The sequence below is a fragment of the Haloarcula marismortui ATCC 43049 genome, from assembly GCF_000011085.1.
GTDB classification, from domain to species: Archaea; Halobacteriota; Halobacteria; order Halobacteriales; family Haloarculaceae; genus Haloarcula; species Haloarcula marismortui.
Map to the genome: position 1 here is coordinate 346,480 of NC_006396.1, position 23,558 is coordinate 370,037.

Genomic DNA, 23,558 nt, shown 5'->3' on the forward strand with positions numbered 1-23,558 from the left:
AACCCATTTCGGAGGTGTTCAGCCATGCAACGACCCACCATCGACGACTTCCGTGAGATCCGGCGGGGCCTCCCCGCGGTAGCGGCGCTGCTGTTCGTCGCGGCGCTCGCGTTCCCGATGTGGCGCATCAGCGTTGATGCGGTGCAATACCCCAGCACGACGCTCCGCGTCTCCCTGTACGCCTACCCCCACCTGACCGGGGACTTCATCGAGATGGCGCGGCTGAACCACTACGTCGGGTTCTACTTCCCCGACCCGGTGTTAGTCGAGCCGAACTTCCCCGTTGAGGAGAACGCCATCGACGTACCCGAGTGGTCGCTCGGGCCCGTCGCGTTCATCGGCGTATCACTGCTGTCAGTGTTCGTCGCCGTCGCACCGACCGTCGACAAGCTCAAGCGCGGCCTGAAATACCAGTTCGGCGGCACCGTGCTGGTGTTCACCGTGATGCTGGCCGATATCCAGTACCGGCTCTGGGAGGCCGGCCACACGCTCGACCCGGGTGCGCCGGTGATGGGCGTCGCCGGCTTCACACCGCCGCTGTGGGGGCAGTACCAGGTCGCCAACATCACCAGCGTCTCCCGGTTCGGCCTCGGCGCGTACATGGCCGCCACGGCCGTTGGACTGCTCGCGGTTTCGTACTACTACCGCGACCAGGCGGCGACGTTCAGCGAACTCCCGGCCCGATTCCGTAACGGGCTCACCGGGCTTCCCGACGCCGTTCGGGACCGTGATGGCGACACCGACGACGAGGAGGACGCCCCGCATCACCCGACGACCACCGCGGCCGAACCTGACAAACCAGAAACCCACTCATGAGCCCACTGTCCCACGATTTCGAGCGCGTGTTCGCCGTTGGTACCGCGGTCCTGCTCGTGCTGTCGGTCGTGGCTGTCGGGATGGCCAGCGCCGGCGAGGCCGACGGCACCCGCGACGACCTCGCCTTCGACCCCGACGTGCCCGACACCGGCTCGTTCACCACCCCGTCGGCCGACGGCACCGCGACGGTCGACGGCCAAACGTACGACAGCGCGCAGGCGGCGGTCGACGCCGCAGACTCCGGCGACACCGTCACGCTCGACGGTCGTTTTAACGAGACGCTCGTCGTCAGGACGCCGAACGTCACGCTCTCCGGGAGCGGTTCCGCGTCGACGCTGTTGCACGGTGATGGCGATGGCGATGTGCTCGCCGTCGAAGCACCGGGTGTGACCGTGTCGGATATCTGGGTCCGCAACAGCGGCTACAGCACCGCGACGAATGACGCCGCGATATTCGTCAACGCAAGCGAGGTCACTGTCCGCGACAGCCGCGTGACCGACATGACCTTCGGCATCTGGCTTGACGGTGTCGATGACTCCGAGATACAGAACAACACCATCGTCGGCCGCGAGGAGATAACGCAGTTGACTAGACGCGGCAACGGCATCCAGATCTGGAAGACCGAGGACAGCGTCATCCGGAACAACGACATCACCACCGTCCGGGACGGGCTCTACTTCAACTGGGCGAAAGACGTCAACGCCAGCGCGAACACGATGTGGGACCTCCGCTACGGCGTCCACTACATGTACTCGGACGACTCGCATCTGCGGGATAACACCGCCTTCGACAACGACGTCGGGTACGCGCTGATGGTGTCGAAACACCTCGTCATTGAGGACAACGTCGCGGTCAACAACAGCGGGCAGTCCGGCCACGGTATCCTCGTCAAGAGTATCGACGACACGGACATCCGCGGCAACCACCTCGTCGACAACGAGAACGGGCTGTTCGTCTACAACTCCGTCAGCAACCGCATCATCGGAAACCTCGTCGTCGGCAACGACGTCGGCGTCCACATCGCCGCGGGGAGCACCGACGGCACCGTGACCGAGAACAGTTTCATTCGCAACAACAGGCCGGTGCTCGCGGTGATGAGCGACCAGGTCCACTGGAACGAAAGCGTCGGGAACTACTGGTCCCGGGCGAACCCGACGGACGTTGATGACGACGGTGTCGGCGACACCCGCTACCAGCCGGCTGGGACGGTCCAGCAGGTGACCGCGGAAAAGCCCGCTGCGCGGGTGTTCGCCAGTAGCCCGGCCTTCGACGCCGTTCGGCTGGCTGAGTCGTCCGTTCCAGTCGTTCAGTCGCCCGGCGTGGTCGATGCCCGCCCGCTCACCGAACCACCCCACGAGAACTGGAGGAGCTACTATGAACGTGATTGACGTCGACGACGTATCGAAAGCCTACGGCGACGTGCAGGCGCTCGATGGACTGAGTCTGTCTGTCGAACGGGGAGCTACCCTCGGCGTGTTCGGCACGAACGGGGCCGGCAAGACAACGCTGTTCAAACTGCTTGTCGGGCTGAACCGACCGGACGAGGGGAGCGTCTCAGTCGCCGGTGCGGACCCGACCGACGGGACCGCCGTTCGCGAGCGGGTGCGATACCTGCCGGAACACGCCGGCTTCCCGCCGAGCCTGACTGGCCGCGAAATACTCAGCTTCCACGCCCGGATGCGCTCGGTACCCCGGGAGGACCGAGACCACCACGTCGAGCGCATCCTGCACACTGTCGGACTCGCGGACGCCGCGGACCGCCGGGTCGGCGGCTACTCAAACGGAATGAACCGCCGGCTCGGCCTCGGGACGGCGCTCGTCGGCGAGCCGGCCGTGTTGATACTCGACGAACCGACCGCGGGGCTCGACCCCGACGGCATCCGGGCGTTCCACGAGGTCGTGGAAGCCCTTGCAGCCGAGACGGACGTGACTATTGTCTTCTCCTCGCACGCGCTCGGGGAGATTCAGCGGCTCTGCTCGGCGGCGGTCATCATCGCCGACGGACAGGTGGCAACCGCGGGGCCAGTCGAGGAGCTTCGCCGCGCTGCCGCCGACGAGGTGACGGTGTCGCTGTCGCTTGCGTCCGAGGCGGCTGCAAGCGACGTGGCGACCGACCTCGGGACCTCCGAGGCAGTGTCCACCGTCAGCCGCTCCGGTGCAGACGTGACGGCACGGACCACGCCGGCTGATGCTTACGACCTCCTGACCGCCGTTGGTGAGGGGGCCAACATCGACCGCTTCGAGGTCCGCGAGCCTGGCCTCGAAGCCGCGTTCCACGAGGCCGTCGGGGCGGATAACGGCGATGGCTCCGGCTCCGACAGCACAGCGTCGGCAGCGGCTGCGGAGGCGGCGACCGAGGACTCGGGAGGTGAGCCGGCATGAGCGAGGACGAGTCATCGACGGACCCGGCCCCCGACGGCGGCGTCGTTTCGGTCGACGCTCCGGCTACCCGGTTGCACGACGGCGGAACCGAGGGAAGTACGGCCACGGACGCTGCCGACGAATCGGCGCTCGCCCGGCTTGCCGACAGCAGTCTGCTGACCATCGCTCGCCGGGAGTACCGGCTGGCCGTCCGGAGCCGGTGGGCGCTCGGCGTGGCGCTGCTGTTCGGCCTCTTCACCACCGCAGTCGTCCAGTTCGGCGCGAGCTCGGTCGGCCCGGGTCGGTTTGACGCGGTGGTTGCGACTATCGCCGAACTCGGCGTCTACCTCGTCCCGCTGACCGCGCTAGCGGTCGGCTACGACGCCATTGTCGGTGCCGACGAGCGCGGGTCGCTCGAACTCATGCTCGCGCTCCCGGTCACGAAAGGCCGTGTCGTTGTCGGCACTGCCATCGGCCGGGCGGCGGTGCTGTCCGGCGCGATGTTGCTCGGCTTCGTTCCCGGCGCGCTGTTGACTGTCCGCTACATCGGTTTCGCCAGCGTCGGCCAGTACGCGACCGTCGCCCTCGCTGCGGTGTTGACCGGCTGTGCGATGCTCGGCGTGGCGGTGCTGGTCTCGACAGTCGCACGGACGAAAACGCACGCGCTCGGTGCCGCACTGGCCATCTGGTTGTGGGTCGCGCTGTTGCACGACTTGGTGGCGCTAGGGGCCGTCGCGGGGTTCGACCTCGGGTCCGGCGCTATCGCCGCGGCGATACTGCTCAACCCCGTGGACTGCTTCCGCGTGCTCGCACTCGCACAGGTCAACGTGGTCGCTGGCGGCTTCGGGAGCGTGCTGGCACAGGCCGGGCTGACCACGCCAATGGTCGCCGCGGGACTCGTCGCGTGGGTCGTCGTGCCCGTCGGCGTCGCCGCGAAACTCATTCAGCGGCGGCGTCTCTGAACCTAAATCGACTGCAGCGCTGTTTCTTCTGGTTCCTCGAACAGACTGGCGACCCGTTCCGTCGTCTCGGTGCGCTCGTGAGCGTTTTCCAGAAGGACGGTTTCGCTAGGGAACAGCTGCTCGCCGAGTTCGAGCCCGTGGTCCCGCGCAGTCGACCCCGTAACGGTGAGGTAGACGCCGAGGCCGGTCGCCGCGATGTCTGCCTCTTCCTCGCCGCCCTCCGTGGGATACGTAAAGGAGACGCCATCGAGCGCACTCGTTCCGAGGACGGCTTCAACGAGCCGCTCGTACCGCGGTGAGATACAGAGTTCACCCTCGTAGTTGGTGACGAAATCCCGGTCGAGAGGCCCGTCCTGTGTGTCCATGACCTCCGGCGTCGCTAGCAGTGTGTGATACACTGTATCGCCCAGCCCGGTCACGACCCGTACGTCGGTGTCCAGCGGATCGATGCGGTCGTTGATCTCGTGGATGGCGGTCAGCGGTTCGTCCCGAAGCTGAACGACTTCCTCGAGCACAAGGTCGGCGCTGTCGAACCCGAGCGCAAACTCGTGTGTCCGGAGCGCCCGGAACGGTTCCTCGCGGCCGACCAGCTGGACGTCACCGTGTTCGGTCGGCACAGTGACGCTGTCGAAGACGATCCGTCGGGGCATCCCGTCGCGGTCGTCACGGAGCAGCGTATACTCTGGCTTGTATGGCGCATCGAGCGAGGAGTAATCGCTGATGCGATGGTACACGTCGGCGACCGCGTCCTGATTGCCTTTGGTGACGGCCTTCTCGTAGCGAAGCGTCGAGATGATATCGTCGGCCAGGTCGGTCGTCCCCGTGCGTCCGGCGAGTCGCTCCAGCACTGCTTCGAGGGGCCGGCCCTTGCGCGGGACGGCCACTCTCGTCGTCGTCATTATGCAGGCACAGACGGGGGACCGGTAAAACGAGTTCGGTTAGTCGCCGCCGCCGATGACCGACGACAGCTGTTCGCGCCACTGTTTGAGCTCTTCGATCTCCGATTCGGTTTCGTTTATCCGGTCAGCGAGTTTCCCATCGTCAATCTCCTCGCGGACGGCTTCGATGTCGTCTTCGAGATCGTCAAGCTGCCCTTCGACGCTCTCGACTTCTCCGGAAAGCTCGTCGACCTTGTCGGAGGCGGACGTGGCTGTATTCGTCGCCGACTGGACCTCGTCCTGAAACCCTTCCAAGGCCTCTTCGAAGGAATTGAGGCGCTCGCCGAACTCCTGAATCATGTCCTCGCCAGTGCCGTTCTCCTCGAGGAACTCTTCGAGGGCATCGGTGTACGCACGGAGGTCTGCAACATCGCTCTGGATGCGCTGAATCCGAGCATCATTGACGCCGCCAGTGTCGCTGTCGTCCTCAGAAACGGCGTCAAGCGCGCGCTTGAGGAGCTTCACGTCTTCGGGTGAGACGTTCTGATCGCGGATTTCCTGTGCCATCGTCGCAACGACAGCGCCGGATTGTACCTCGGAGTCCGCCGGTGCGGCGTTGCTCTCTTCGGGGGCTTCGACACTTGCGTCCGGGTTGTTCGGGTCCGAGAGGTCGAGCGTCTCGATATCCTCGTCGTCATCGTCTTCGAGACCGGGAACGCTGTCAGCGTCACCAGCGATGACGTCTCGGACAGCCTCGTCGCCGCCTCCGACGAGGTCCTCCTGGTCTTCATCCAGTGGCGGGTCCACACTCTCGATTTCGGGTTCCGTCAAGAATTTCTCGACGTCGTCGGTGCCCGTCGCACGAATGCCGTAGACAGTCGTGTAGTCGGCTTCGGCTTCAAGTTCCTTCTCGAAGGCGATCCGGTTTTCGTTGATGTCCCAGTACTCGCTGCCGTACTCGGGGTGGAAGCCCAGATCCTCGACTGCCACGTCGTCTGGAACAGTGTCGACTAGCCTGACTGTCACCGGAACGGACCGCCGCGAAGTGAGATTAAACGCTATCGCGGGCACGGGAAACTCGTCCGCCTCGAACCGCTTGGTCACTGTCACACCATCGGCAGCGACAGTGACTTCGTCGTAGGCTTGCGAATTGCTCATGGTCTGTATGGTCTCAGCAATAGTATTAAAGGTACGTACCTGACCAACATTTACGCCTTTTTTCTATACGACGGTCATTAATATAATGTGTTAGACGTAAGCTCAGTAACACGAACAGGGCGTGAGACAGGAAGGATTGATAATCCGTCTGCTCAGCACTGGCAGACCGCTTTCAGTCGAGGTCGTACCGATCGCCGATTTCAATGATTGAAAACGTCGAGGGATGCTCGAAGCTGTTGGCGTGGTTGTGCAGGACGGTCGGCTCCGTTGTCATTCCCTTCCACATGTCCCAGTGGGTCGGGATGAGGGTATCCAGCTGGAGTTCGTTCGCGGCTTCGATAATCATGTTCTCGTCGTTGTACCACTGCGTTCGCGTCGGTTCGCCGGTCTCCTTGTCGTCGATCATCCCGACCGTCCCGAACGCGAGAACGCCGGCGTCAATGTCGTAGCGCTCGCCGACAGACTCGAACTCGCCGGGGCGGGCGTCGCCGCCGTGGAAGAACGTACCGGCGTCGTGTTCGAACACGTACGACACCGAGTGCTCGGCGTCGGGATCGTTGGCCGGTTCGACGTGAACTGTCAGGTCGCCGATTTCGAGCGTGTCCCCCTCCGTGACTTCGTGGAGCTGGTCGTCGGTGACGCTATAGTTCTCCAGCCACGCCTCCTCTCGGATAACGTCGTGACCACTGTCAGTCGTATAGTAGTCCGCGCCCGTCCCGGCGAGAATCGGCGCTTGTGACGGCCCGTGAACGTGGTCGGTATGCTCGTGGGTACCCAGAACCGCGTCGCACTCGGTGATGTCTTCGGGATTGAACGGCACTGGGACCATCCGGACGGTTCGCGGCGGGTCGCCCGTGCCGAGATACGGGTCGATGAAGACGGTCGTCCCGCCACTGGATTTCACGATGAAGCCGTTACAGCCCAGATACCAGATCGCCAGTCCGTCGGGTGTCGCCGACTCCACCGCACGCGGGAGCCAGTCGTCCCAATCAGATTCGACTGTCATGTCGGGAGATGCCACGCCCGGTCGCTAAGATGTTTCGAAGACGCCGGGCCGTCGGTCGCTGGCTGCTGTACGGATACTTCGGCCAGCAATTCGAACCGACCTCCGCAGTCGCCGATGGCTTTCGGTCGTCGTGGGGCCTCTCGCTGTCTGAGAACGGAGCCCTCGGTTTATTTACCAACTGAGAGAAATACAACCTGTATGTACGATCACATTCTCCTCGCCTCGGATGGAACAGAAGCTTCAACCAACGCCGAGTCCCACGCGATTTCCCTCGCAGCGGAACACGGTGCGGCCCTCCACGTGCTGTATGTCGTTGACGAGGACGTGTACACGGCCTACAGCGGTGACGAATACGTCGACGAATCGGAGGGGCCCGAGCATGGTCTCGAAGAGACGGGTCAGGAGACGCTGGCCCGGATACAGGCCGACGCGGAGGCGTCGGGCGTCGACGCAACGACGACCCTGAAACACGGACGGCCGGCCGAATCCGTCATCGAAACCGCCGACGAGGCGGACGTCGATCTGCTCGTGCTCGGGACGAAGCGGCGGCCGGCGGAGTACCGGAGTCTCCTCGGCAGCATCACCGACAAAGTGCTCAGGCTGAGCGAGCGACCAGCGGTCGTGGTGAAAACCGAAGTCGAGGAGTAACCCTCAGTCGGTCAAGTGTTTCGCTGACTGGCAATAGCTGTCGGCGGCATCGGCGCTCCTGACCGGCAGCTTCAGGGTCGGCGAAAAGTACAACCGCGAAAAATACCGGGGTTCAGTCCTCGCAGCAACCGCCGGCTTTCTGGCCGAAGTCGACAGCCAGTTCCTCGGACACGATCTCGTTGAGTTCCTGCAGGCGCAGTTCGAGTTCGTTCTGGGCCTCAAGATAGTCGCTCATCACCGGGATGTCGTGAAGTTCCTCCTGCTTTTGCTGGACCTTCCGGAGGTCCTCCTGAGAGGCGTTCCCGGTCTGGCGGGCGAGCATGAACTCCTCGCGGATCTGCTCGAACTCCTTGATGGCCGCCTGCGCCTCGTCGTGGTTTTCGACGGCGTCTTTCGTCTCCTTGAATCGCTGGTACACCGGGAGCTCGGCGATTGCTTCGCCGAACTCTGTAGCGAGTGCCTCGACGCGGTCACCGTCGATGTCAGCGGCGGTATCGGTCTCGATACTCATCGCTATATCGTATGGACTCGGGCGGTATAGGCCTGCCGAAACCGGGTTGTTATACGCAGGACAGTGCCTCAGTGCTAGCACAATAGGCTGCGTCTGTTACGTTGGGCAGGACCCGGAACTGTGGTTCCAGTTGCACATAGCCAGCCTTGCTCGGTCTCGATATGGCGAGCCGGAGTTATCAGTGGTTGTAATCAGCCAGAAATGATATATCCTGCCCGTTGGTCCTTACAATAATGGCTAAACAAGCTACAACGAGCAGACTGTTGCCGGAATCTATGGACAACAGTGGAGAGTTCTGGCTTCACGCATTCGAATCGCTTGTGGCAGATTTACCGGAGCCGGCGTTCGTGGTCGACGCGGACGGCGATATCACGCACTGGAACCAGGCGGTTGAAAACATCCTTGGGCTCCCGGCGAGCGAGGCTGTCGGGATGAACGCATACGACGTGTTCGGCACAGAGGGACAGGACGAGACGCTCGCCCAGGAGGTCATCAGAACCGGGGAGCCAGTCCGGGAAGACGAGTTCCGCTCCGCAGAACGACCCGACGGGACGATGGCACACGCGCGAGCGGTGGCTATTCCGCTCATGGGTCCCGGCGGGGACGCTATCGGTGCCTTAGAGCTACTGATCGATTTCAGCGATATCGTCGAACAGCGTGAGGCGCTCCAGAGCCTCCAGTCACAGATGGCGACGGACGTCGAGTCAGCGGTCGGCGAAATCGGCGACTCCGCCGCGGCCGTTACCGAGCAGTCCGACGATATCAAGCAGATGGCCGGCGAGCAGTCTGAAAACCTCGATGAGGTCCAGTCCGAGGTCTCCGGGTTCAGTGCGACTGTCGAGGAAATTGCCTCCAGTGCCGAGGAAGTGAGCAGCCAGAGCGGTGAGGCCAGGGAACTCGCCGAGGAATCCGTCGAGACAGCCGAGGAAACCATCGAACGCGTCGAAGACGCGACTGAATCCGCCGAACAGGTCGCGTCGGACTCGACGGAACTCCGGGGCCATATCGAGGAGATCGACGAATTCGTCGAGGTGATCAACGACATCGCGGACCAGACGAATATGCTGGCGCTGAACGCCAACATCGAAGCCGCGCGAAGCAACAGCGACAGCGACGGGTTCGCGGTCGTCGCCGACGAGATCAAGGAACTGGCCGACGAGTCCAAACAGCACGCTGACGAAGTCGAGCGCATCGTCGGGGAGGTCCGCGAGATGGCCGACAGCACCGCCGAAAACGTCGAGGAGACGACGGACGCGATTCAGCAGGCACTCACCGACATAGAGACGGTGCTAGACAACCAGCAGGCCATCGTCGACGCGACCTCGGAGACGGAACAGGGCATCGGCGAAGTCGCGGCGGCGACGGACGACCAGGCCGCAAGCGCCGAAGAAATCGCTAGCATGATCGACGAAATCGCCCAACGTGCCGCCGAGGTGTCCGAGTCCATCGACGAGCTGGCTGACGCAAACGAGACCCAGCACCGACTGGCGCAGGACCTAGAAGAAAACGTCGAGCGGGTCGAGCGCCGACTCGCCGAGATTATGGAGTGACTGGCGCTCATCGAAACACGGGGGTTATGACTCTCGAACGGATACAGGGGTGCAATGAGTCAAGAGCGGACTGACGGCGACCTCCGGAACACTGGACTGTCGCTCAAGCACGACCGCGAGTGGGATTACGAACTCGACCGAATCGTCGAGGCCGTCGAGGAACGCGACGCAGAGAAAGTGGGACTGCAGTTCCCCGAGGGGCTGAAGCGCCGTGGCCCGGCCGTGGCCGATGATCTCCGCGAGGAACTGCCTGACGACGTGACGGTGTTGCTCTCGGGCCAGCCCTGCTACGGTGCCTGTGACCTCGATACGTACATGATGCGCCGGACGGACGTGTTCGTCCACTTCGGCCACTCGCCGATGAAAGAATCGGACAAGATCATCTACGTCCCGCTGTTCTCCAACGTCGACGTCTTCCCCATCATGGAGCAGGCCCGCGAGGAACAGCTCGCCGACCCCGAAGACGACCCTGATGTGGGGCTCGTGACAACGGCCCAGCACATGAACAAGTTCGACGAAATGCGCGAGTGGCTGGAAGAGCGTGGCTACACGGTCCACACGCGGCGCGGCGACGAGCGACTGACCCACGAAGGACAGGTGCTCGGCTGTAACTACGCCAGTGCCGACGTTGACGCCGACCAGATGCTGTATGTCGGTGGCGGGAAGTTCCACCCGCTTGGGCTGGCGATGGAGCACCCGGAGAAACACGTCGTCATCGCCGACCCCGTCAACAACGTCGTCACCGTCGCCGACACGGAGAAGTTCATGAAACAGCGCTACGGCGCGGTCCACCGCGCGATGGACGCCGAGTCATGGGGCGTCATCTTCTGCACCAAGATCGGCCAGGGTCGCTGGGATCAGGCCGAGGAAATCGTCGAAAACAACGAAAACGCCTACCTCATCACCATGGACGAGGTGACACCGGACCGGCTGACGAACTTCGGGATGGACGCATACGTTAACACCGGCTGTCCCCGAATCACCACCGACGACGGCCCACAGTTCAAGAAGCCGATGCTCACGCCCGGCGAGTACGAAATCGCTATCGGCGAGAAACCACTGGACTCCCTGGAGTTCGACACCTTCCACGGCACCTGGTGATCCATGGGCCGGAGGGTCGAAAACGAACAGCTTACAATCGCTGCCGTCGGCGCAATAGAGCGAGAGACGCTTGAACTCGCCGTAGATGCCGTCGATGAACACATCCCGCTGACGCCACGCGTTGATCATAGGCAGTTTCACACCGACGGAATCCCCGATAGCGCCCAGTCTACCGATGACAGTGATCAGTACGACGCGGTTGAGCTGGCGAAATACGTAGCCAGTGAGACGGATGGCGGCCGAACGCTTGTTGTGACGAATCAAGATGTCTCACAAGGCCGGCGGCAGTCGCTGTTCGGAATTGGAATCCGATACGGCCGGGCATCGTTACTCTCGACGTTCCGTCTGGGTGAGAACAAGTTCGACGACCGGGTTCGAAAACTGGCTGTCAGTGAGGTCGGGTACATGCTGGGGCTTGAGCTCTGTCCAAACGAGCAGTGCCCGTACAGGAGAGCAGACTCAGTTGCGACGCTGGATGCGGTCGACGAGTCTCCCTGTGAGGCCTGCCAGACGAAACTTGCCGAGGCCATCACATCTGGCGATGCGACAACGGACTCCGAGTCGGCAGAGAATAGACCCACGGAGAAATCGGTGAGCCAATCAGATAACGGACCACAAGATAGTTCGACGGATGAATTGACACACCTCCTCGCTGGCACTGCTCGCTTCTGGGTGTCAGTACTCGGCTACGGGGTCGCATTCATCGTGACGCTGCTTGTTCTGATTGGTCTGCTCGAAGAAGTCGTCGGACTCGCCATCACGGATTCAGATGCAGCTACCTGGGTCATTGTCGTCATCACTGCTGCTGTTGCATGGGTCGTCTACAGGAACTGTCGAGCGGTTATCAAGGGACTCAGCCGTATAGTTGTCGAGAGCATCCGGTAATCTACGCGCCGAGAAATATCTGTGCGATACCTGTCAGCCAGAGAAACACAGCCAGCGAAATGACTGCAACGGCGATGCCGAGCAGCCCGTTTTTCGCAAGCACGAACCGTCGCTCCCGGAGCAGTTCGTCCGGATCTTGGTCGGAGAGGAAAAACAACCCATCGCGGCCAGTTAATACGAGCGGTTTCGATTGCTCCCCGGACAACGAGTTGTCCAGTTCAGCCGTCCCGTACGCATACACGGTATCGCCGGGTTCGATGTAGGCCATCTCATAACGTCGGTCGTCACCGGCCCGCAGGTCCGGGATTTGCCAGTCGCGCTCAAAGCGCGCCAACTTGTCGTCAGGCGAGGTGTGGCTCTTGCGCTTCTCGTTCCAGCGACGGTCCTCGGAAACATGGAAGTCGAACTCCGCGTTGCAAACCCGGACTGAGCCCTCATCAGTTACAATGTCGAACGGCACCGCTTCCGATTTGTTGACGTGTGTCCTGCTCGAATCACTTCCCGCGTCCTCAATTGTGAGTTCGTAGGCAACACATGCCTCACAGTCGTACAGTGTTCCGATATGTCGACCAGCAGGTTCGATGCGACCCCGGACTGCTGTCGGACCAGCAGCAATTGAATCGAGTTCCGAAAGCGGTGTCGTTCGAATTGCGTGCTCTTCCTCATAGCGGTCAAATCCCATCAGTATTGATCCGATTCCCCAGAGAACACCAAACCCCGAGAGCGCCAGAATACCGAGATACAACAGAATGCCAAACAGCATCAGTTTTGAAGACGGTCACGTACGGAGAATTCCCCTTTTGCAGCCTCGTCAGCCTCAAACGAGTCACGAGGCTTGTATCCTCTATGGGCCGCGAGATACCGCTCTGGGATCTGTTGTAACAGCGCGTTGTACCGTCTCACAGTGTCGTTGTAATACTCCCGACGGTTTTCCAATCGCTGCTCGATGGTTTCGAGAGCATCGCGAACGTCATCGAATTTCTCGTCGGTCCGCAGTTCTGGCGTCTCCTCGGCAATCGAGTAGAACTCGCGGACGGATTCTCGGATGTCAACTTGGGCCATCGCTGCCTCCGCAGGAGTGCTTGCATCAATCGCGCTCTCGCGAGCCTCAACCATGCCAGCGAGAACGTTCTGCTCCATGGACATATATTCGTCAGCGATTTCGATGAGGTTTCCGACCTGGTCGTGACGGCGCTGAAGTAGCACTTCGACGTTCCCCCAGGCAGCGTCACAACTCTCGCGGGCCTCGACAAGATTGTCGTGTGCCCGTCGAAAGTACGAACCGATCAACCAGACAGTGAGGAGGACACAGAACCCCCCAACAATGTATCCATATAGCGTCATATTCTTTCAGGTCATCTGCCACCAACATATAATTTTACCCATCTATTCGAAGACAGAAATAGCACGGTGAACCGAAATAAAGTGTACCTTGACTGGAATACAACTCCCAATCTTGGTGGACTCTACCTCGGCCCGCGTATCTATCAAATCAGTGTGGATAAGAATCATATATGATAACAGAGAGCGTACAGTCTTGTAGCCTGCCACCGCACCACACGTATGGCTTCTACGGAGGACACTGCTCTCTTCCGCGACGTTTTCCAGGCGAATCCGGACCCGATTATGATCCACGACGCTGACACCGGGATAGTCGTCAGGGCTAACGAGGCAGCGGGCGCGTTGCTCGGGCGTCCCCCGGCGGATATCGTCGGGATGCACGTCGGCGAGTTTAGCCCGCCGGGGTTCTCGACAGCAGACGCAAACGCCCTGATTACGGAGGCAGCCACATCGGGGTCGGCACAGGTCGAGTGGACGACACGGGGCCCGGACGGCGAGAGCCGGCGGGTCGAAGTGTCGCTCGAACGCGCCGTCATCGGCGACACAACCCGCGTTGTGGCGTTCATTCACGACGTGACCGAGATCCGCCAACAGGAGCGCAAACACACTGAACGGAGCAAGCAACTCCAGACGCTGATGGAGAACCTCCCGGTCGTCGTGTTCACGCTTGACCCCGATGGCGTCTTTACGTACTCGGCCGGAAAGGGGCTGGACGGACTCGGGATAGAACCCGGCGAACTCGAAGGGATACCGGTGTATGAGGTCTATAAACAGTATCCGGAAATCATCGAGGCTGTTGAACAAGCTCTCGATGGCGAAGAGGTTCGCGTGACACAGGAGGTCAATGACCTCGTCTTCGAGACGTGGTATCGGCCGGTGTTCGACAATGACGGCGATCTAACGCAGGTGGTCAGCGTCGCCCGCGACATCACTGACCTCAAACGGCGCGAAGCACGCATCGAAACACTCAGCGAGGCGACGAACGAACTGCTGTACACCCGCACGGAGCGCGCGGTCGCGGACACGGTGACACAGATCGCACAGCACATCATCGACCAGCCACTGGCGGCGATGTGGTCCTACAACAGCGACGACGATACCCTCTATCCGATTGGTGCAACAAGCGAGGCGGCAGACTTCGCGGCGGTGGAGACGGCGTCTGACCTCTCACCGATGGGTCCCGAAAGCGACGAAAACCGCCTGTTTCACGATGGCAGTCCGACCGTCGTCGAGGACTATCAGGCGCTGTCGAACCCATCAGCGCCCCAGGCACCGCTACGGACGGTGTTGTTTCTCCCGCTTGAGGACTATGGAATGTTGTGTATCGGTTCGCCAACTGTCGAGTCCTTCGACAGCCACGAGCGGTTCCTGCTCGAAATTCTCGCGAGCACCGGGGCCGCCGCACTGAACCGGGTCGAACGCGAGACGCGGCTCAAGTCCAAACAGGCGGAACTGGAGCGCTCAAACGAGGCGCTCCAGCAGTTTGCTTACATCGCGTCGCATGACCTGCAGGAACCCCTCCGGATGGTGTCGAGCTATGTCGACCTGCTGGACAGCGAATACGGTGACGACCTCGACGACGAGGCCGCCGAGTACATGGCCTTCGCTGTCGACGGGGCCCGCCGAATGCAGGAGATGGTCAATGCTTTGCTCCGGTACTCGCGGGTCGAGACAAACTCGGGTGACTTCGAGGAGACAGACCCGGAGGCGGTTCTCGACCGCACGCTGGACGCCCTGCGGATGCGAATAGAGGAGGTTGACGCGACCATCACAGCGGAGTCACTGCCACCCGTCGAAGCCGACCCCAATCAGGTCGGTCAGGTGTTTCAGAATCTGCTGGACAACGCCATTGAGTACGCCGTGGAAGCCGGCATCGAACCACGTATCGAGGTCAGCGCGGACAGAGATGACGACGATGTTGTGTTCACCGTCTCGGACAACGGGCCGGGGATTCCGGCGGCGGACCACGAGGAGGTGTTCGACATTTTCCATCGCGCTGGAGCACACGACACGGACGGAACCGGCATCGGACTGGCCGTCTGCCAGCGAATCGTCCTGCGCCACGACGGGCGTATCTGGGTCGAACCGTCGGACAACGGCGCGATGTTCAAGTTTACGTTGCCCGCGGTGACGGAGGTGAGCGGCGATGACTGAGTCCAGCGAGGGGCGACCGGTAGAGATTCTACTGGCGGAGGACAATCCCGGCGATGTCAAACTGACCGAGAAAGCGCTGGAGAAGGGGAAGGTGCTGAACAATCTGCACGTGGTCAACGACGGCGTCGAGGCGCTATCGTTCCTCCGGCAAGAAGGTGAGTACGACGACGCACCGCGGCCCGACCTGTTGTTGCTCGACCTCAATATGCCACGTAAAGGGGGACAGGAGGTCCTCGAAGAAATGAAGGATGATGAGTCGCTCCGCCGGATTCCAGTCGTCGTGCTGACCAGTTCCGAGGCGGAGGAGGACATCATCGAATCGTATGACCTCCACGCAAACGCCTACCTGACGAAGCCGGTCGACTTCGACGGCTTCGTCGACATCGTGAGTAGCGTCGAGGAATTCTTCCTTACAGTGGTCAAGCGGCCGCCGAAATAGCCATGACGGAGACGATACAGCTCGACGTGCTCCTCGTCGAGGACAACCCGGGTGACGCCCGCCTCGTCGAGCACCAGCTAAATTCGCCGGCTGTAGCGCATTTCGTCGATGACGTGACGATTTCCCACGTCGAGTCACTGGCACCGGTCGACGAACGGTCGGGGGCAGCCTACGACGTGGTACTGCTTGACCTCGGACTCCCCGAGTCAACAGGGCTCGCGACACTCGACCGGGCAACCGAGATAATAGAGGGGGTGCCGATCATCGTCCTCACCGGAATGCAGGACCGGGAGATGGCGGTCGAAGCGATCAACCGGGGCGCACAGGACTACCTGCCGAAAGCGGATCTGGACGGCGACCGGCTTGTGAGAGCGCTCCGGTACGCAGTCGTCAGGAGCCGTCAGCAGCGTGCCATTCAGCGCCAGACCGACCAGATGGACTTCTTCAACAGCATCCTGCAACACGACATCCTCAATGGGATGAACGTCATCCGGGCGCGGGGCGAATTCCTCGAAGAGACGCTCGACAGCGAGGAACGCGAGCACGCGTCGACAATCGTCCAGTGGAGCGACGACCTCATCGAACTCACCGAGAAGGTCCGGTCAGTGCTTGAGACCGTCACCGATGGCGACGGGCGGGACCAGGAGCACCGGGAACTACAGGCCGTCCTCGCGGACGCAGCGGACCGCGCCCGGTCGGTCAGCGACGACTGTACCGTTACGATCGATCAACAGGCGGTCACTGTCGTTGCCGACGAGTTACTCGATGACGTGTTCGGGAACCTCTTTCTCAACGCGGTCGAACACGGCGGCGACGACGTGACTATCGACGTGACGACGACGGTTGCGGACGGTACCGTGACTGTCTGTCTTGCGGACGACGGAGACGGGATTCCGAGCAGTGACGCTCGCCGCATCTTCGAGCGTGGGGAGAAGGGGTCTGAATCCGGTGGGACTGGCTTTGGCCTCTACTTCGTGGACACAATGGTCCGGAGCTACGGCGGCGACATCTGGGTCGAGGACAGCGACCTCGGCGGCGCAGCCTTCTACGTTGAACTCCCGCACGCAACTCTGTAGGGGTGGCCGATTGTCACATTACCATCGGTCAGCCGCATTTCAGCTTCTGAGAAACGGGTCCGAATCTTCAATTCCGGGGAGGTCGAGTCACCTGCTATGGATGATCCGCTGGACGGGAACGAGGGGAGCGATTCGGACGAGCGGGATCGCTATCTCGCGGCTATGCAGGACCTCACTGCGGCGATGGCGGCCAGCGGAACCACCTTTCAGGAGCGTGTCGAGCCGGTCTTGGCCGTCGGTCGAGAGCATCTGGGGTTCCCGAACGGTCACATTGCAGTTGTCTCCGGCGACGAACACAAAGTCGTCGCCAGTAGTGGTCTGCCATCGACGATTTCACCGGGCGTCGAACGCCCACTCTCCGAGACATACTGCAAGCACACGCTCAACGATTCCGGGATTCACATCATCACTAACGCGAGTGAATCAATGGCGGCCGACCCGGCATACAAGGAGGCCGGACTGGAAGCGTACGTCGGCACGACGCTTCGGGCGGACGGGTCGGAATACGGGACGCTGTGTTTCGTCAACGACGATGAGGCGATTTCGGAGTTCTCGGACTGGCAGGAGACGCTGCTCGAGCATCTAACGCAGTGGGTCGAAGCGGAGATTGAACGCGATATCGCTGTTGATTCACATGAGGAGAGCCAGCGGCTGTTAGAAGCGACGTTCAATTCACCGGAGACGTTCATCGGTATTCTCGACGCGGATGGGACTCTCATCAGAGCAAACGAAACGGCGCTCGGGTTCATCGACGCTGATGCTGCGGACGTTTGCGGGGAGCCGTTCTGTGAAACGCCCTGGTGGAACCACGACGAGGCGGTCGCGAACCGGTGTCGGGAGGCCGTCGAGCGGACGAGAGCGGGTGAGACCGTCAGGTTCGAGGCCGAACACGTCGGCGCAGATGGCCAGCGTATTTCAACTTCCGTCGTGGCCCGACCGGTAACGGCCGACGGCGTTGTTCGAAAGATAATCGTCGAGGGGACAGATATCACGGACCTCAAGCGCCGCGAAGAGCAGATGGAGTTTTTCAACAGTATACTTAGACACGACATCCTCAACGGGATGACTGTCATCGAAGCGCGCGCCGAGACGCTTGCAGACACGCTCGACGGCGCACAGTCGAACTATGCAGAGACGATTCTGGACTGGAGTCAGGACATCGTCGACCTCACACAGAAGGTCCGGAGCGTCCTGAACACGATGTCGGACGACGGGCTGACAGAGGCAGAGACAATCGCCCTAGGACCGGTCGTCGAAGGGGCAACGAAAAAAGCGGCCTCGATGGACGAGGACTGCACGCTCAGGACAGACATCCATGACGATATCGAGGTCGTGGCTGACGACCTTCTCGACGATGTCGTCGGAAACATCCTGACAAACGCTGTCGAGCACGGCGGCCCAGGTACCACAATCGAGGTGACGACGGAACGTGTCGGGCCGATGGTTCACCTTCATATCGCTGACGACGGGCCCGGGATACCACCCGCAGAGCGTGATGCAATCTTCGAGAAGGGAGAGCGTGGAACCGAATCGACAGGGACCGGGTTCGGACTCTATTTCGTCTCAGTGATGGTCGATAGCTACGGCGGCAACATTTGGGTTGAAGAAAGCGACCTCGCCGGCAGCGACTTCGTCGTTGCGCTCCCGGTAAGATAACTACTGGGCATTTCCAAACGTTTTTGAATGAATCGGGCGTATCTCGGGTAATGCCGACAAAGAGTGCGCTCGCCCAGCAACTCGCCGTTGTCGCCGGGTTTGACAACCCACGGGCCAGTCTCGAACAGTACCGGACACCGCCGGACCTGGCAGCGCATCTGGTCCATACTGCAGACCTTCAGGGCGACATTCAGGGCCAGACTGTCGTCGATCTGGGCTGTGGCACCGGGATGCTGTCGTTGGGTGCAGCGTTGCGGTCACCGGCGCGGGTTGTCGGGCTGGATATCGACCCTGCGCCGTTGTCGACAGCACGCGAAAACGAACGGAAGGTCGGGTCGACGACGCCAGTGTCGTGGGTTCGAGCAGATGCCACCATGGCCCCGCTGGCACCTCCTGTCGAGGAAACCACTGTCGTCATGAATCCGCCCTTTGGCGCACAGTCGGACAATGAACACGCTGACCGACGGTTTCTCGAAACTGCCGCGTCCATCGCGGGCGTTTCGTACTCGATTCACAACGACGGAAGCCAATCGTTTGTCGAATCCTTCACTGACGACAACGGCGGCGAGGTGACCCACGCTTTCGAGACGGAGTTCGACCTGCCGCGACAGTTCGATTTCCACGAATCGGAGCGACAGGTGATTACCGCGGAAGTGTATCGCATCGACTGGACCTAGCTCTGCGCCGCTTGCTGGCGACGCTCCGCGATCTTGACGCGAGTGCCATCTGTCTCTGCGTACAGCCGTGAGCGGTTCCGCTCGAAGGTCAGCCCGCCGATCCGCGTCTGCGTCATATTCGCCGGAAGCGGTGCCTGCCCGACCGTTTCGTTCCCCTGTGTGACGACCACGTCGAATCCGTTCTGCCGGGCCGCGACTGTCACGTTCCGGCCGTCGAGTATCACGTCCGCCGTCAACGGCTCCGAGGTGTATGCCGTCCGGGGCTGGCCGCCCTCGCGCCTGAGCTGGACCCGATAGACGCTGGAATTGCCGAGTACCGACCAGTCCACCCGGTTTGCGTACACCGATTCGCGCCAGGTCGGCCCGCCGACTGTGACCCGCTCCTGACCGTCGACGGCGAGCTGGCCCGGCTGGATAGCGGCGATCCAGACCTCCCGCTCTGCGCTGGCAACGATGACACCGCTTTCGTTGACGCTCGCCCCGCCCCGCTGTGTTGGGACCCAGATACCGTCGAAGTACGCGTTAGGCACGTTCTCATCGTAGGTCACTACGTAGTCTCTGACCTCGATGCCGTCTTCGGGGAGCTGGTCCGCCTGCAGGTCGACGACGTTCGTCGGGACGGCAGCGAGACTCAGTGCGCCGAGGACGACGAGCAGAACCATCACTGCGAGTGACGCCGGGCGGCGGTCGAACGACGGGCGCAAACGCCGGCCAGAACCGATGGTCGCCGCGGCGACGACGAGCGCGAGGACGAACACCAGCGCCGTCCCGGCCCAGCGGAACAGCCGAAACCGGCCGCCACCGAGCGGGATGTACACCGCCCAGAGCCCCTGTGCGACCGCGAACACGAGCGTCGCAAAGAACACCCGCAGCGTGTCGGGGCGTTCGTCCCGACGCCACAGGAGTGCGAGTGCCACGACGACGCCTGCCAGAATGCCGATGGCGTGCCCCTGAATGGCGATGTTGGACCACCACGGCGTCACAAAGCGGGTCTGACCCGAGGCCGTCGACACCGGGTAGCGGAGCGCCGAATACAGGAGGTCGAGCACGCGGTTTCCGAGAAACGCGCCGAGAAACAGCGTCGGCCGTGTCACGAGCGCGAACCCGGCAATGGCAAACACCACGCCGGAAAAGCCCACAATCGGCCCGATAGCGAACACCGCGGAGAACACGCCCACAACGAACATGGCGGCGGGAACGGCCAGAATTCGGGCAAACGGGTTCGTCCGAAGCGACGTGAAAGTCTGCACCCCGCGCTTGCGAGGGTAGTGTCCCCAGACGTACTCCGCGACCGTCCCGTACACCAGTGTGCCCATGAGGTTTCCCGTGATGTGGCCCTGACTGCCGTGGGTGAACGCGCCGGTGAGCATCCCGAACGGGTAGAAGTACGACCACGTCCGGAACGGGGTTACAAGCGGGTTCCGTGGATGCCACCACGCGCCCTGCAGGAACAGGTACACCGCCGCGACACCCGCGATCGTCAGCAACGTTCCCCACGGGGCCCCGAGGAGTAGTCGTTCCCGCAAGCCGTCGCCAAGCCGCATATCCGAGACGCGGCAGATGGTAAGGAGGACGGCAAGCACCACGACGAGGACGACCGCTTCCTGCCACGGGAGCCACGCTGGCACGGCCGGCGTCGGCAGCGACTGCATCATCTGTCAGCTATTCGGGTACGGGACGGCTTATGGATGGCGGCAGGTGTCACTCCCGAACAGTGATTGAGCCACAGTCAGGAGACCGGCATAGACTGGGTCGCCGCCTCAGAACAGGGACAGGCCGACGGTGTACGGCCACGACGTGCCGGCTACCGCCAGCAGCGATAGCGCGCCGCCAGCGAGTGCGATGTTCTTGAGGAACTGCGTCATCTCGTCTTGCATCTGGTCGTCCGGGACCGCCCAGAAGTTGTGCATCATGACGGCGGAAGCGACGAGGAACGTCGCCAGCGCCCCGGCCGCGATGACGGGGTACGCGCCGAGGATAACGAGGACGCCGCTGACGAGGAGCAGTCCGCCGCTCCCGTAGACCGACGCCACCGGTGCCGGGAGCCCCTTTGCCTCCGCGTAGGGGGCCATCTGTCCGGCGTTCTGGAAGTGGTTCAGACCCATGAACGCAAGCACCCCGCCGAACAGGAGTCGGCCCAGCAGGAACAGCTCGCCCGCACCGGCGGACTCGAACGCCATCAGTCGCTCACCTCCGGGCCAGGGGTCATTTCGCTGCGAGACTGTCGAACCGCGATTGGTGGTTTCATTACGTTACTTGGTTCGTATGCGAACCTATTTGTACGTTCCCGGACAAAGAAGATACTAGGTAGCACCGATGTCATCTGAAGTATTCACTGCCGCGGACGAGGAGGAAGAAAGCGGGCCGTGTGCCGTCATCGAATCGCTAGAACAGATCGGGTCGCGCTGGCGACTTGTCGTACTCCACGAACTCCAGAACGGCGAACAGCGGTTCAACGAACTCAAACGCGCCACCGACGCTAGCTCTCGCACCCTCTCGCGGGTCCTCGACGACCTCCAAGAGATGGGCTTCGTCGACCGGCGGCTCGAAGAGGACGCCCCCGTCGCAACGTACTACCAGCTCACGCCCAAGGGCGAATCCCTCTGTCCGGTGTTCGCCGAAATCGAGGGCTGGGCCGAGGAGTGGCTGGCTGGTTGCGAGAATTAGGCCGACAACGCAGACTTTTCTATCCCCCGGCCCCATCACGTTACCAATGGGAGTACGGCCACCAGCCGATAACAGTGACGAGCCAGACGTCATCGAGTTCGGTATCGCGGCACTCGACGCCCGCCTGTCGGACGTGGACATCGAGTATCCCGCGACTGCGAGGGAGGTCCGGGACGCCGCCGGACACGTCGCGGTCCCGTTCGACGCGTCGGGTCACTCGATGACGCTCTCCGAGGCGCTCGACGAGACGACCGCTACGGAGTTCGACAACGAGCAGGAGCTACTCAACGACCTCCATCCGATATTCGAACGAAAACGGGAAGCCACCAGAAACAGTATTCTCTCCCAGCTACGCGCGCTGGTCCCGTTCTAAAGGAAACAGTGAAAGTTCCACGGGTCACCTGACCCGTGGTCGTTTACATTACTCGTCGGACTGGTGCGGAGATACCGCCGGCTCTGTCTCTGTGTCGCTATCTTCGATGCCCTCCGCGCCGCTGACCTGCTGGTCGTCAAACACGTCCGCCGGCTGACTGTGGCTCTCATGTGTGAGCTGGACAGCGATGTCCTCCAGCCGGCGCGTCTGCTCGCGGTTCACCGCCACGAGCATATCCGACAGGACGCCGAACATGAGGAGTTGGATTCCCAGCAGAATAGCAAAGGAGCCCACAACCGCAATCACCTCGTGTGAGATGCTGTTGACAACCCAGTCGTAGGCCACGTACGCGCCGAGCAGAAACCCGACCACAGTGCTCCCGAGACCAACGCTCCCGAAGTAAAACAGCGGATTGTTTGTCTTTGCCATCTGGTACAGCGTCAGGATGATCGTCGCGCCGTCCCGGAACGGGCGAAGGTTCGTGTCGGACTCGTCCGGGCGGGGCTGATAGGTGATCGGCACCACCGCCGTCGAGATGTTGTGTTTGACACACTCGACGGCCATCTCCGTCTCGATACCGAAGCCCGAGGCCGTCAGCGAACTCCGCTGGAAGGACTGACGCGTGAACGCGCGATAGCCCGAGAGAATATCGGTGAGGTCTCGTCCGTGGATCGTTTCGAAGGCACTGTTGATGATACGGTTGCCAACCTGATTCAGTTTCGTCATCGCTCCGGGTCGCATATCCGCAAACCGGTTTCCGATGACGTGGTCGGCCTGGCCCGACAACAGCGGTTCGAGTAGTCTGTCCGCCTCGTCGGGTCGGTAGGTCTCGTCGCCGTCGGCCATCAGGACGTACGGCTGCTCGATGTGGCGCGTCACCGCCTCCCTGACAGCCTGTCCCTTCCCCGAGCCGGACTGTTCGACGACTCGTGCGCCGGCCGATTCGGCGCGGTCCTGTGTCCCGTCAGTCGAGCCGCCGTCAATGACGAGGATGTTGTCGAAGCCCTGCTCACGAAACCCGGACACGACCGACTCGATGGTCTCTGCCTCGTTGAATGTCGGCAACAGTATACAGACGTCGTCTCGGTCGGCCATTGACTCAACGTCATCCACGCGAAGGCAAATAAATGCGGGTCTGACCTCAGTCGTCGCGCTGCTCGCTCATGTGTTCCCAGACCTCCGCGCAGCCACAGCCGTCTTCGATGTCTGCCAAGTGCTCGTCTTCCTCGGTCTGGGATGTCGCAGTCATGTTACTCACTCTGCGAGTAACTACTTGCCGCCACCCACTAATAGATTTGG

Annotated in this window: 25 protein-coding genes; 16 read left to right on the forward strand and 9 right to left on the reverse strand. The window is 61.9% G+C overall.

Going from position 1 to position 23,558, the window contains the following annotated elements:
* Nucleotides 1–24 precede the first annotated feature (24 nt).
* From RR_RS05760 to RR_RS05775, 4 genes are read left to right on the forward strand one after another with little or no spacing between them, the layout of a single operon-like run.
* Nucleotides 25–816, forward strand: coding sequence for a hypothetical protein (locus tag RR_RS05760; RefSeq protein WP_011222996.1), 792 nt, complete (start codon nucleotides 25–27; stop codon nucleotides 814–816).
* Nucleotides 813–2,204 carry a right-handed parallel beta-helix repeat-containing protein gene (locus tag RR_RS05765; RefSeq protein WP_011222997.1) on the forward strand — a complete coding sequence of 464 codons (1,392 nt, stop codon included), beginning with the start codon at nucleotides 813–815 and terminating at the stop codon, nucleotides 2,202–2,204. Before RR_RS05760 ends, RR_RS05765 begins: the two co-directional genes overlap by 4 nt.
* Complete coding sequence (locus RR_RS05770; protein WP_049938759.1) at nucleotides 2,191–3,198, forward strand: ABC transporter ATP-binding protein; 1,008 nt, start codon at nucleotides 2,191–2,193, stop codon at nucleotides 3,196–3,198. The genes RR_RS05765 and RR_RS05770 overlap by 14 nt, the downstream gene beginning before the upstream one ends.
* Nucleotides 3,195–4,139 carry an ABC transporter permease gene (locus RR_RS05775; protein ID WP_011222999.1) on the forward strand — a complete coding sequence of 315 codons (945 nt, stop codon included), beginning with the start codon at nucleotides 3,195–3,197 and terminating at the stop codon, nucleotides 4,137–4,139. Before RR_RS05770 ends, RR_RS05775 begins: the two co-directional genes overlap by 4 nt.
* 2 nt (nucleotides 4,140–4,141) lie before the next feature.
* Here RR_RS05775 and RR_RS05780 read toward each other — a convergent pair whose 3' ends face one another.
* The 3 genes from RR_RS05780 to RR_RS05790 all read right to left on the reverse strand — a co-directional run bounded on the left by RR_RS05780 (nucleotide 4,142) and on the right by RR_RS05790 (nucleotide 7,181).
* On the reverse strand, nucleotides 4,142–5,038 hold the full coding sequence (locus RR_RS05780; RefSeq protein WP_007189908.1) for a hypothetical protein: 897 nt from the start codon (nucleotides 5,036–5,038) through the stop codon (nucleotides 4,142–4,144).
* A 39-nt stretch (nucleotides 5,039–5,077) separates the two neighbouring features.
* Nucleotides 5,078–6,175, reverse strand: a complete 1,098-nt coding sequence (locus RR_RS05785; RefSeq protein WP_011223000.1) for a hypothetical protein — start codon at nucleotides 6,173–6,175, stop codon at nucleotides 5,078–5,080.
* A 172-nt stretch (nucleotides 6,176–6,347) separates the two neighbouring features.
* Nucleotides 6,348–7,181, reverse strand: coding sequence for an MBL fold metallo-hydrolase (locus RR_RS05790; protein WP_011223001.1), 834 nt, complete (start codon nucleotides 7,179–7,181; stop codon nucleotides 6,348–6,350).
* A gap of 29 nt (nucleotides 7,182–7,210) precedes the next feature.
* Here RR_RS05790 and RR_RS22295 point away from each other — a divergent pair, with 29 nt between their 5' ends.
* Nucleotides 7,211–7,363: a hypothetical protein gene (locus RR_RS22295; RefSeq protein WP_160164319.1), complete on the forward strand. Its 153-nt coding sequence runs from the start codon at nucleotides 7,211–7,213 to the stop codon at nucleotides 7,361–7,363.
* 16 nt (nucleotides 7,364–7,379) lie between these two features.
* The gene (locus RR_RS05795; RefSeq protein WP_011223002.1) at nucleotides 7,380–7,829 is read left to right on the forward strand and encodes a universal stress protein; all 450 of its coding nucleotides are present in this window, start codon (nucleotides 7,380–7,382) and stop codon (nucleotides 7,827–7,829) included.
* A gap of 112 nt (nucleotides 7,830–7,941) precedes the next feature.
* On the opposite strand, the gene RR_RS05800 is transcribed toward RR_RS05795, so the two are convergent.
* A complete protein-coding gene (locus RR_RS05800; RefSeq protein ID WP_004962180.1) occupies nucleotides 7,942–8,340 on the reverse strand; it encodes a YlbF family regulator in 399 nt (132 codons plus the stop codon).
* Nucleotides 8,341–8,615: 275 nt separating this feature from the next.
* On the opposite strand from RR_RS05800, the gene RR_RS05805 reads away from it, so the two are divergent.
* Genes RR_RS05805 through RR_RS05815 form a run of 3 tightly spaced genes read left to right on the forward strand, consistent with a single transcriptional unit; the run spans nucleotide 8,616 to nucleotide 11,876 of the window.
* Nucleotides 8,616–9,890 carry a methyl-accepting chemotaxis protein gene (locus tag RR_RS05805; RefSeq protein WP_004962182.1) on the forward strand — a complete coding sequence of 425 codons (1,275 nt, stop codon included), beginning with the start codon at nucleotides 8,616–8,618 and terminating at the stop codon, nucleotides 9,888–9,890.
* Nucleotides 9,891–9,944: 54 nt separating this feature from the next.
* Nucleotides 9,945–10,991 carry a diphthamide biosynthesis enzyme Dph2 gene (gene dph2, locus RR_RS05810; protein WP_007189913.1) on the forward strand — a complete coding sequence of 349 codons (1,047 nt, stop codon included), beginning with the start codon at nucleotides 9,945–9,947 and terminating at the stop codon, nucleotides 10,989–10,991.
* Between the two features lie 3 nt (nucleotides 10,992–10,994).
* Nucleotides 10,995–11,876 carry a cytochrome-like protein gene (locus RR_RS05815; RefSeq protein WP_011223004.1) on the forward strand — a complete coding sequence of 294 codons (882 nt, stop codon included), beginning with the start codon at nucleotides 10,995–10,997 and terminating at the stop codon, nucleotides 11,874–11,876.
* A gap of 1 nt (nucleotide 11,877) precedes the next feature.
* On the opposite strand, the gene RR_RS05820 is transcribed toward RR_RS05815, so the two are convergent.
* Nucleotides 11,878–12,639, reverse strand: a complete 762-nt coding sequence (locus RR_RS05820; RefSeq protein ID WP_011223005.1) for a hypothetical protein — start codon at nucleotides 12,637–12,639, stop codon at nucleotides 11,878–11,880.
* Nucleotides 12,639–13,220: a LemA family protein gene (locus tag RR_RS05825; RefSeq protein WP_011223006.1), complete on the reverse strand. Its 582-nt coding sequence runs from the start codon at nucleotides 13,218–13,220 to the stop codon at nucleotides 12,639–12,641. The genes RR_RS05820 and RR_RS05825 overlap by 1 nt, the downstream gene beginning before the upstream one ends.
* Before the next feature lie 219 nt (nucleotides 13,221–13,439).
* Here RR_RS05825 and RR_RS05830 point away from each other — a divergent pair, with 219 nt between their 5' ends.
* From RR_RS05830 to RR_RS05850, 5 genes are all read left to right on the forward strand, one after another.
* A complete protein-coding gene (locus tag RR_RS05830) occupies nucleotides 13,440–15,371 on the forward strand; it encodes a PAS domain-containing sensor histidine kinase (protein WP_011223007.1) in 1,932 nt (643 codons plus the stop codon).
* On the forward strand, nucleotides 15,364–15,810 hold the full coding sequence (locus tag RR_RS05835) for a response regulator (RefSeq protein ID WP_004962190.1): 447 nt from the start codon (nucleotides 15,364–15,366) through the stop codon (nucleotides 15,808–15,810). Before RR_RS05830 ends, RR_RS05835 begins: the two co-directional genes overlap by 8 nt.
* Nucleotides 15,811–15,812: 2 nt before the next feature.
* Entirely contained in the window at nucleotides 15,813–16,886 is a 1,074-nt protein-coding gene (locus tag RR_RS05840; RefSeq protein ID WP_011223008.1) for a hybrid sensor histidine kinase/response regulator, read from the forward strand.
* A gap of 96 nt (nucleotides 16,887–16,982) precedes the next feature.
* On the forward strand, nucleotides 16,983–18,542 hold the full coding sequence (locus RR_RS05845) for a sensor histidine kinase (RefSeq protein ID WP_011223009.1): 1,560 nt from the start codon (nucleotides 16,983–16,985) through the stop codon (nucleotides 18,540–18,542).
* A 50-nt stretch (nucleotides 18,543–18,592) separates the two neighbouring features.
* Nucleotides 18,593–19,219: an METTL5 family protein gene (locus tag RR_RS05850; RefSeq protein WP_011223010.1), complete on the forward strand. Its 627-nt coding sequence runs from the start codon at nucleotides 18,593–18,595 to the stop codon at nucleotides 19,217–19,219.
* Here RR_RS05850 and RR_RS05855 read toward each other — a convergent pair.
* Both RR_RS05855 and RR_RS05860 read right to left on the reverse strand, forming a co-directional pair.
* On the reverse strand, nucleotides 19,216–20,874 hold the full coding sequence (locus RR_RS05855; protein ID WP_011223011.1) for a rhomboid family intramembrane serine protease: 1,659 nt from the start codon (nucleotides 20,872–20,874) through the stop codon (nucleotides 19,216–19,218). The genes RR_RS05850 and RR_RS05855 overlap by 4 nt on opposite strands.
* Before the next feature lie 105 nt (nucleotides 20,875–20,979).
* Complete coding sequence (locus RR_RS05860) at nucleotides 20,980–21,399, reverse strand: DoxX family protein (protein ID WP_011223012.1); 420 nt, start codon at nucleotides 21,397–21,399, stop codon at nucleotides 20,980–20,982.
* A gap of 136 nt (nucleotides 21,400–21,535) precedes the next feature.
* On the opposite strand from RR_RS05860, the gene RR_RS05865 reads away from it, so the two are divergent.
* Complete coding sequence (locus tag RR_RS05865) at nucleotides 21,536–21,886, forward strand: winged helix-turn-helix transcriptional regulator (RefSeq protein WP_004962207.1); 351 nt, start codon at nucleotides 21,536–21,538, stop codon at nucleotides 21,884–21,886.
* Between the two features lie 46 nt (nucleotides 21,887–21,932).
* The gene (locus RR_RS05870) at nucleotides 21,933–22,259 is read left to right on the forward strand and encodes a hypothetical protein (protein WP_004962210.1); all 327 of its coding nucleotides are present in this window, start codon (nucleotides 21,933–21,935) and stop codon (nucleotides 22,257–22,259) included.
* Between the two features lie 48 nt (nucleotides 22,260–22,307).
* On the opposite strand, the gene aglJ is transcribed toward RR_RS05870, so the two are convergent.
* On the reverse strand, nucleotides 22,308–23,354 hold the full coding sequence (aglJ, locus tag RR_RS05875) for an S-layer glycoprotein N-glycosyltransferase AglJ (protein ID WP_011223013.1): 1,047 nt from the start codon (nucleotides 23,352–23,354) through the stop codon (nucleotides 22,308–22,310).
* Between the last annotated feature and the right edge of the window lie 204 nt (nucleotides 23,355–23,558).

Excerpts from the sequence above, each read along its gene's own strand:
- RR_RS05760 (WP_011222996.1), top strand. The coding sequence starts at position 25 with ATGCAACGACCCACCATCGACGACTTCCGTGAGATCCGGCGGGGCCTC.
- RR_RS05765 (WP_011222997.1), top strand. The coding sequence starts at position 813 with ATGAGCCCACTGTCCCACGATTTCGAGCGCGTGTTCGCCGTTGGTACC.
- RR_RS05770 (WP_049938759.1), top strand. The coding sequence starts at position 2,191 with ATGAACGTGATTGACGTCGACGACGTATCGAAAGCCTACGGCGACGTG.
- RR_RS05775 (WP_011222999.1), top strand. The coding sequence starts at position 3,195 with ATGAGCGAGGACGAGTCATCGACGGACCCGGCCCCCGACGGCGGCGTC.
- RR_RS05780 (WP_007189908.1), bottom strand. The coding sequence starts at position 5,038 with ATGACGACGACGAGAGTGGCCGTCCCGCGCAAGGGCCGGCCCCTCGAA.
- RR_RS05785 (WP_011223000.1), bottom strand. The coding sequence starts at position 6,175 with ATGAGCAATTCGCAAGCCTACGACGAAGTCACTGTCGCTGCCGATGGT.
- RR_RS05790 (WP_011223001.1), bottom strand. The coding sequence starts at position 7,181 with ATGACAGTCGAATCTGATTGGGACGACTGGCTCCCGCGTGCGGTGGAG.
- RR_RS22295 (WP_160164319.1), top strand. The coding sequence starts at position 7,211 with ATGTTTCGAAGACGCCGGGCCGTCGGTCGCTGGCTGCTGTACGGATAC.
- RR_RS05795 (WP_011223002.1), top strand. The coding sequence starts at position 7,380 with ATGTACGATCACATTCTCCTCGCCTCGGATGGAACAGAAGCTTCAACC.
- RR_RS05800 (WP_004962180.1), bottom strand. The coding sequence starts at position 8,340 with ATGAGTATCGAGACCGATACCGCCGCTGACATCGACGGTGACCGCGTC.
- RR_RS05805 (WP_004962182.1), top strand. The coding sequence starts at position 8,616 with ATGGACAACAGTGGAGAGTTCTGGCTTCACGCATTCGAATCGCTTGTG.
- dph2 (WP_007189913.1), top strand. The coding sequence starts at position 9,945 with ATGAGTCAAGAGCGGACTGACGGCGACCTCCGGAACACTGGACTGTCG.
- RR_RS05815 (WP_011223004.1), top strand. The coding sequence starts at position 10,995 with ATGGGCCGGAGGGTCGAAAACGAACAGCTTACAATCGCTGCCGTCGGC.
- RR_RS05820 (WP_011223005.1), bottom strand. The coding sequence starts at position 12,639 with ATGCTGTTTGGCATTCTGTTGTATCTCGGTATTCTGGCGCTCTCGGGG.
- RR_RS05825 (WP_011223006.1), bottom strand. The coding sequence starts at position 13,220 with ATGACGCTATATGGATACATTGTTGGGGGGTTCTGTGTCCTCCTCACT.
- RR_RS05830 (WP_011223007.1), top strand. The coding sequence starts at position 13,440 with ATGGCTTCTACGGAGGACACTGCTCTCTTCCGCGACGTTTTCCAGGCG.
- RR_RS05835 (WP_004962190.1), top strand. The coding sequence starts at position 15,364 with ATGACTGAGTCCAGCGAGGGGCGACCGGTAGAGATTCTACTGGCGGAG.
- RR_RS05840 (WP_011223008.1), top strand. The coding sequence starts at position 15,813 with ATGACGGAGACGATACAGCTCGACGTGCTCCTCGTCGAGGACAACCCG.
- RR_RS05845 (WP_011223009.1), top strand. The coding sequence starts at position 16,983 with ATGGATGATCCGCTGGACGGGAACGAGGGGAGCGATTCGGACGAGCGG.
- RR_RS05850 (WP_011223010.1), top strand. The coding sequence starts at position 18,593 with ATGCCGACAAAGAGTGCGCTCGCCCAGCAACTCGCCGTTGTCGCCGGG.
- RR_RS05855 (WP_011223011.1), bottom strand. The coding sequence starts at position 20,874 with ATGATGCAGTCGCTGCCGACGCCGGCCGTGCCAGCGTGGCTCCCGTGG.
- RR_RS05860 (WP_011223012.1), bottom strand. The coding sequence starts at position 21,399 with ATGGCGTTCGAGTCCGCCGGTGCGGGCGAGCTGTTCCTGCTGGGCCGA.
- RR_RS05865 (WP_004962207.1), top strand. The coding sequence starts at position 21,536 with ATGTCATCTGAAGTATTCACTGCCGCGGACGAGGAGGAAGAAAGCGGG.
- RR_RS05870 (WP_004962210.1), top strand. The coding sequence starts at position 21,933 with ATGGGAGTACGGCCACCAGCCGATAACAGTGACGAGCCAGACGTCATC.
- aglJ (WP_011223013.1), bottom strand. The coding sequence starts at position 23,354 with ATGGCCGACCGAGACGACGTCTGTATACTGTTGCCGACATTCAACGAG.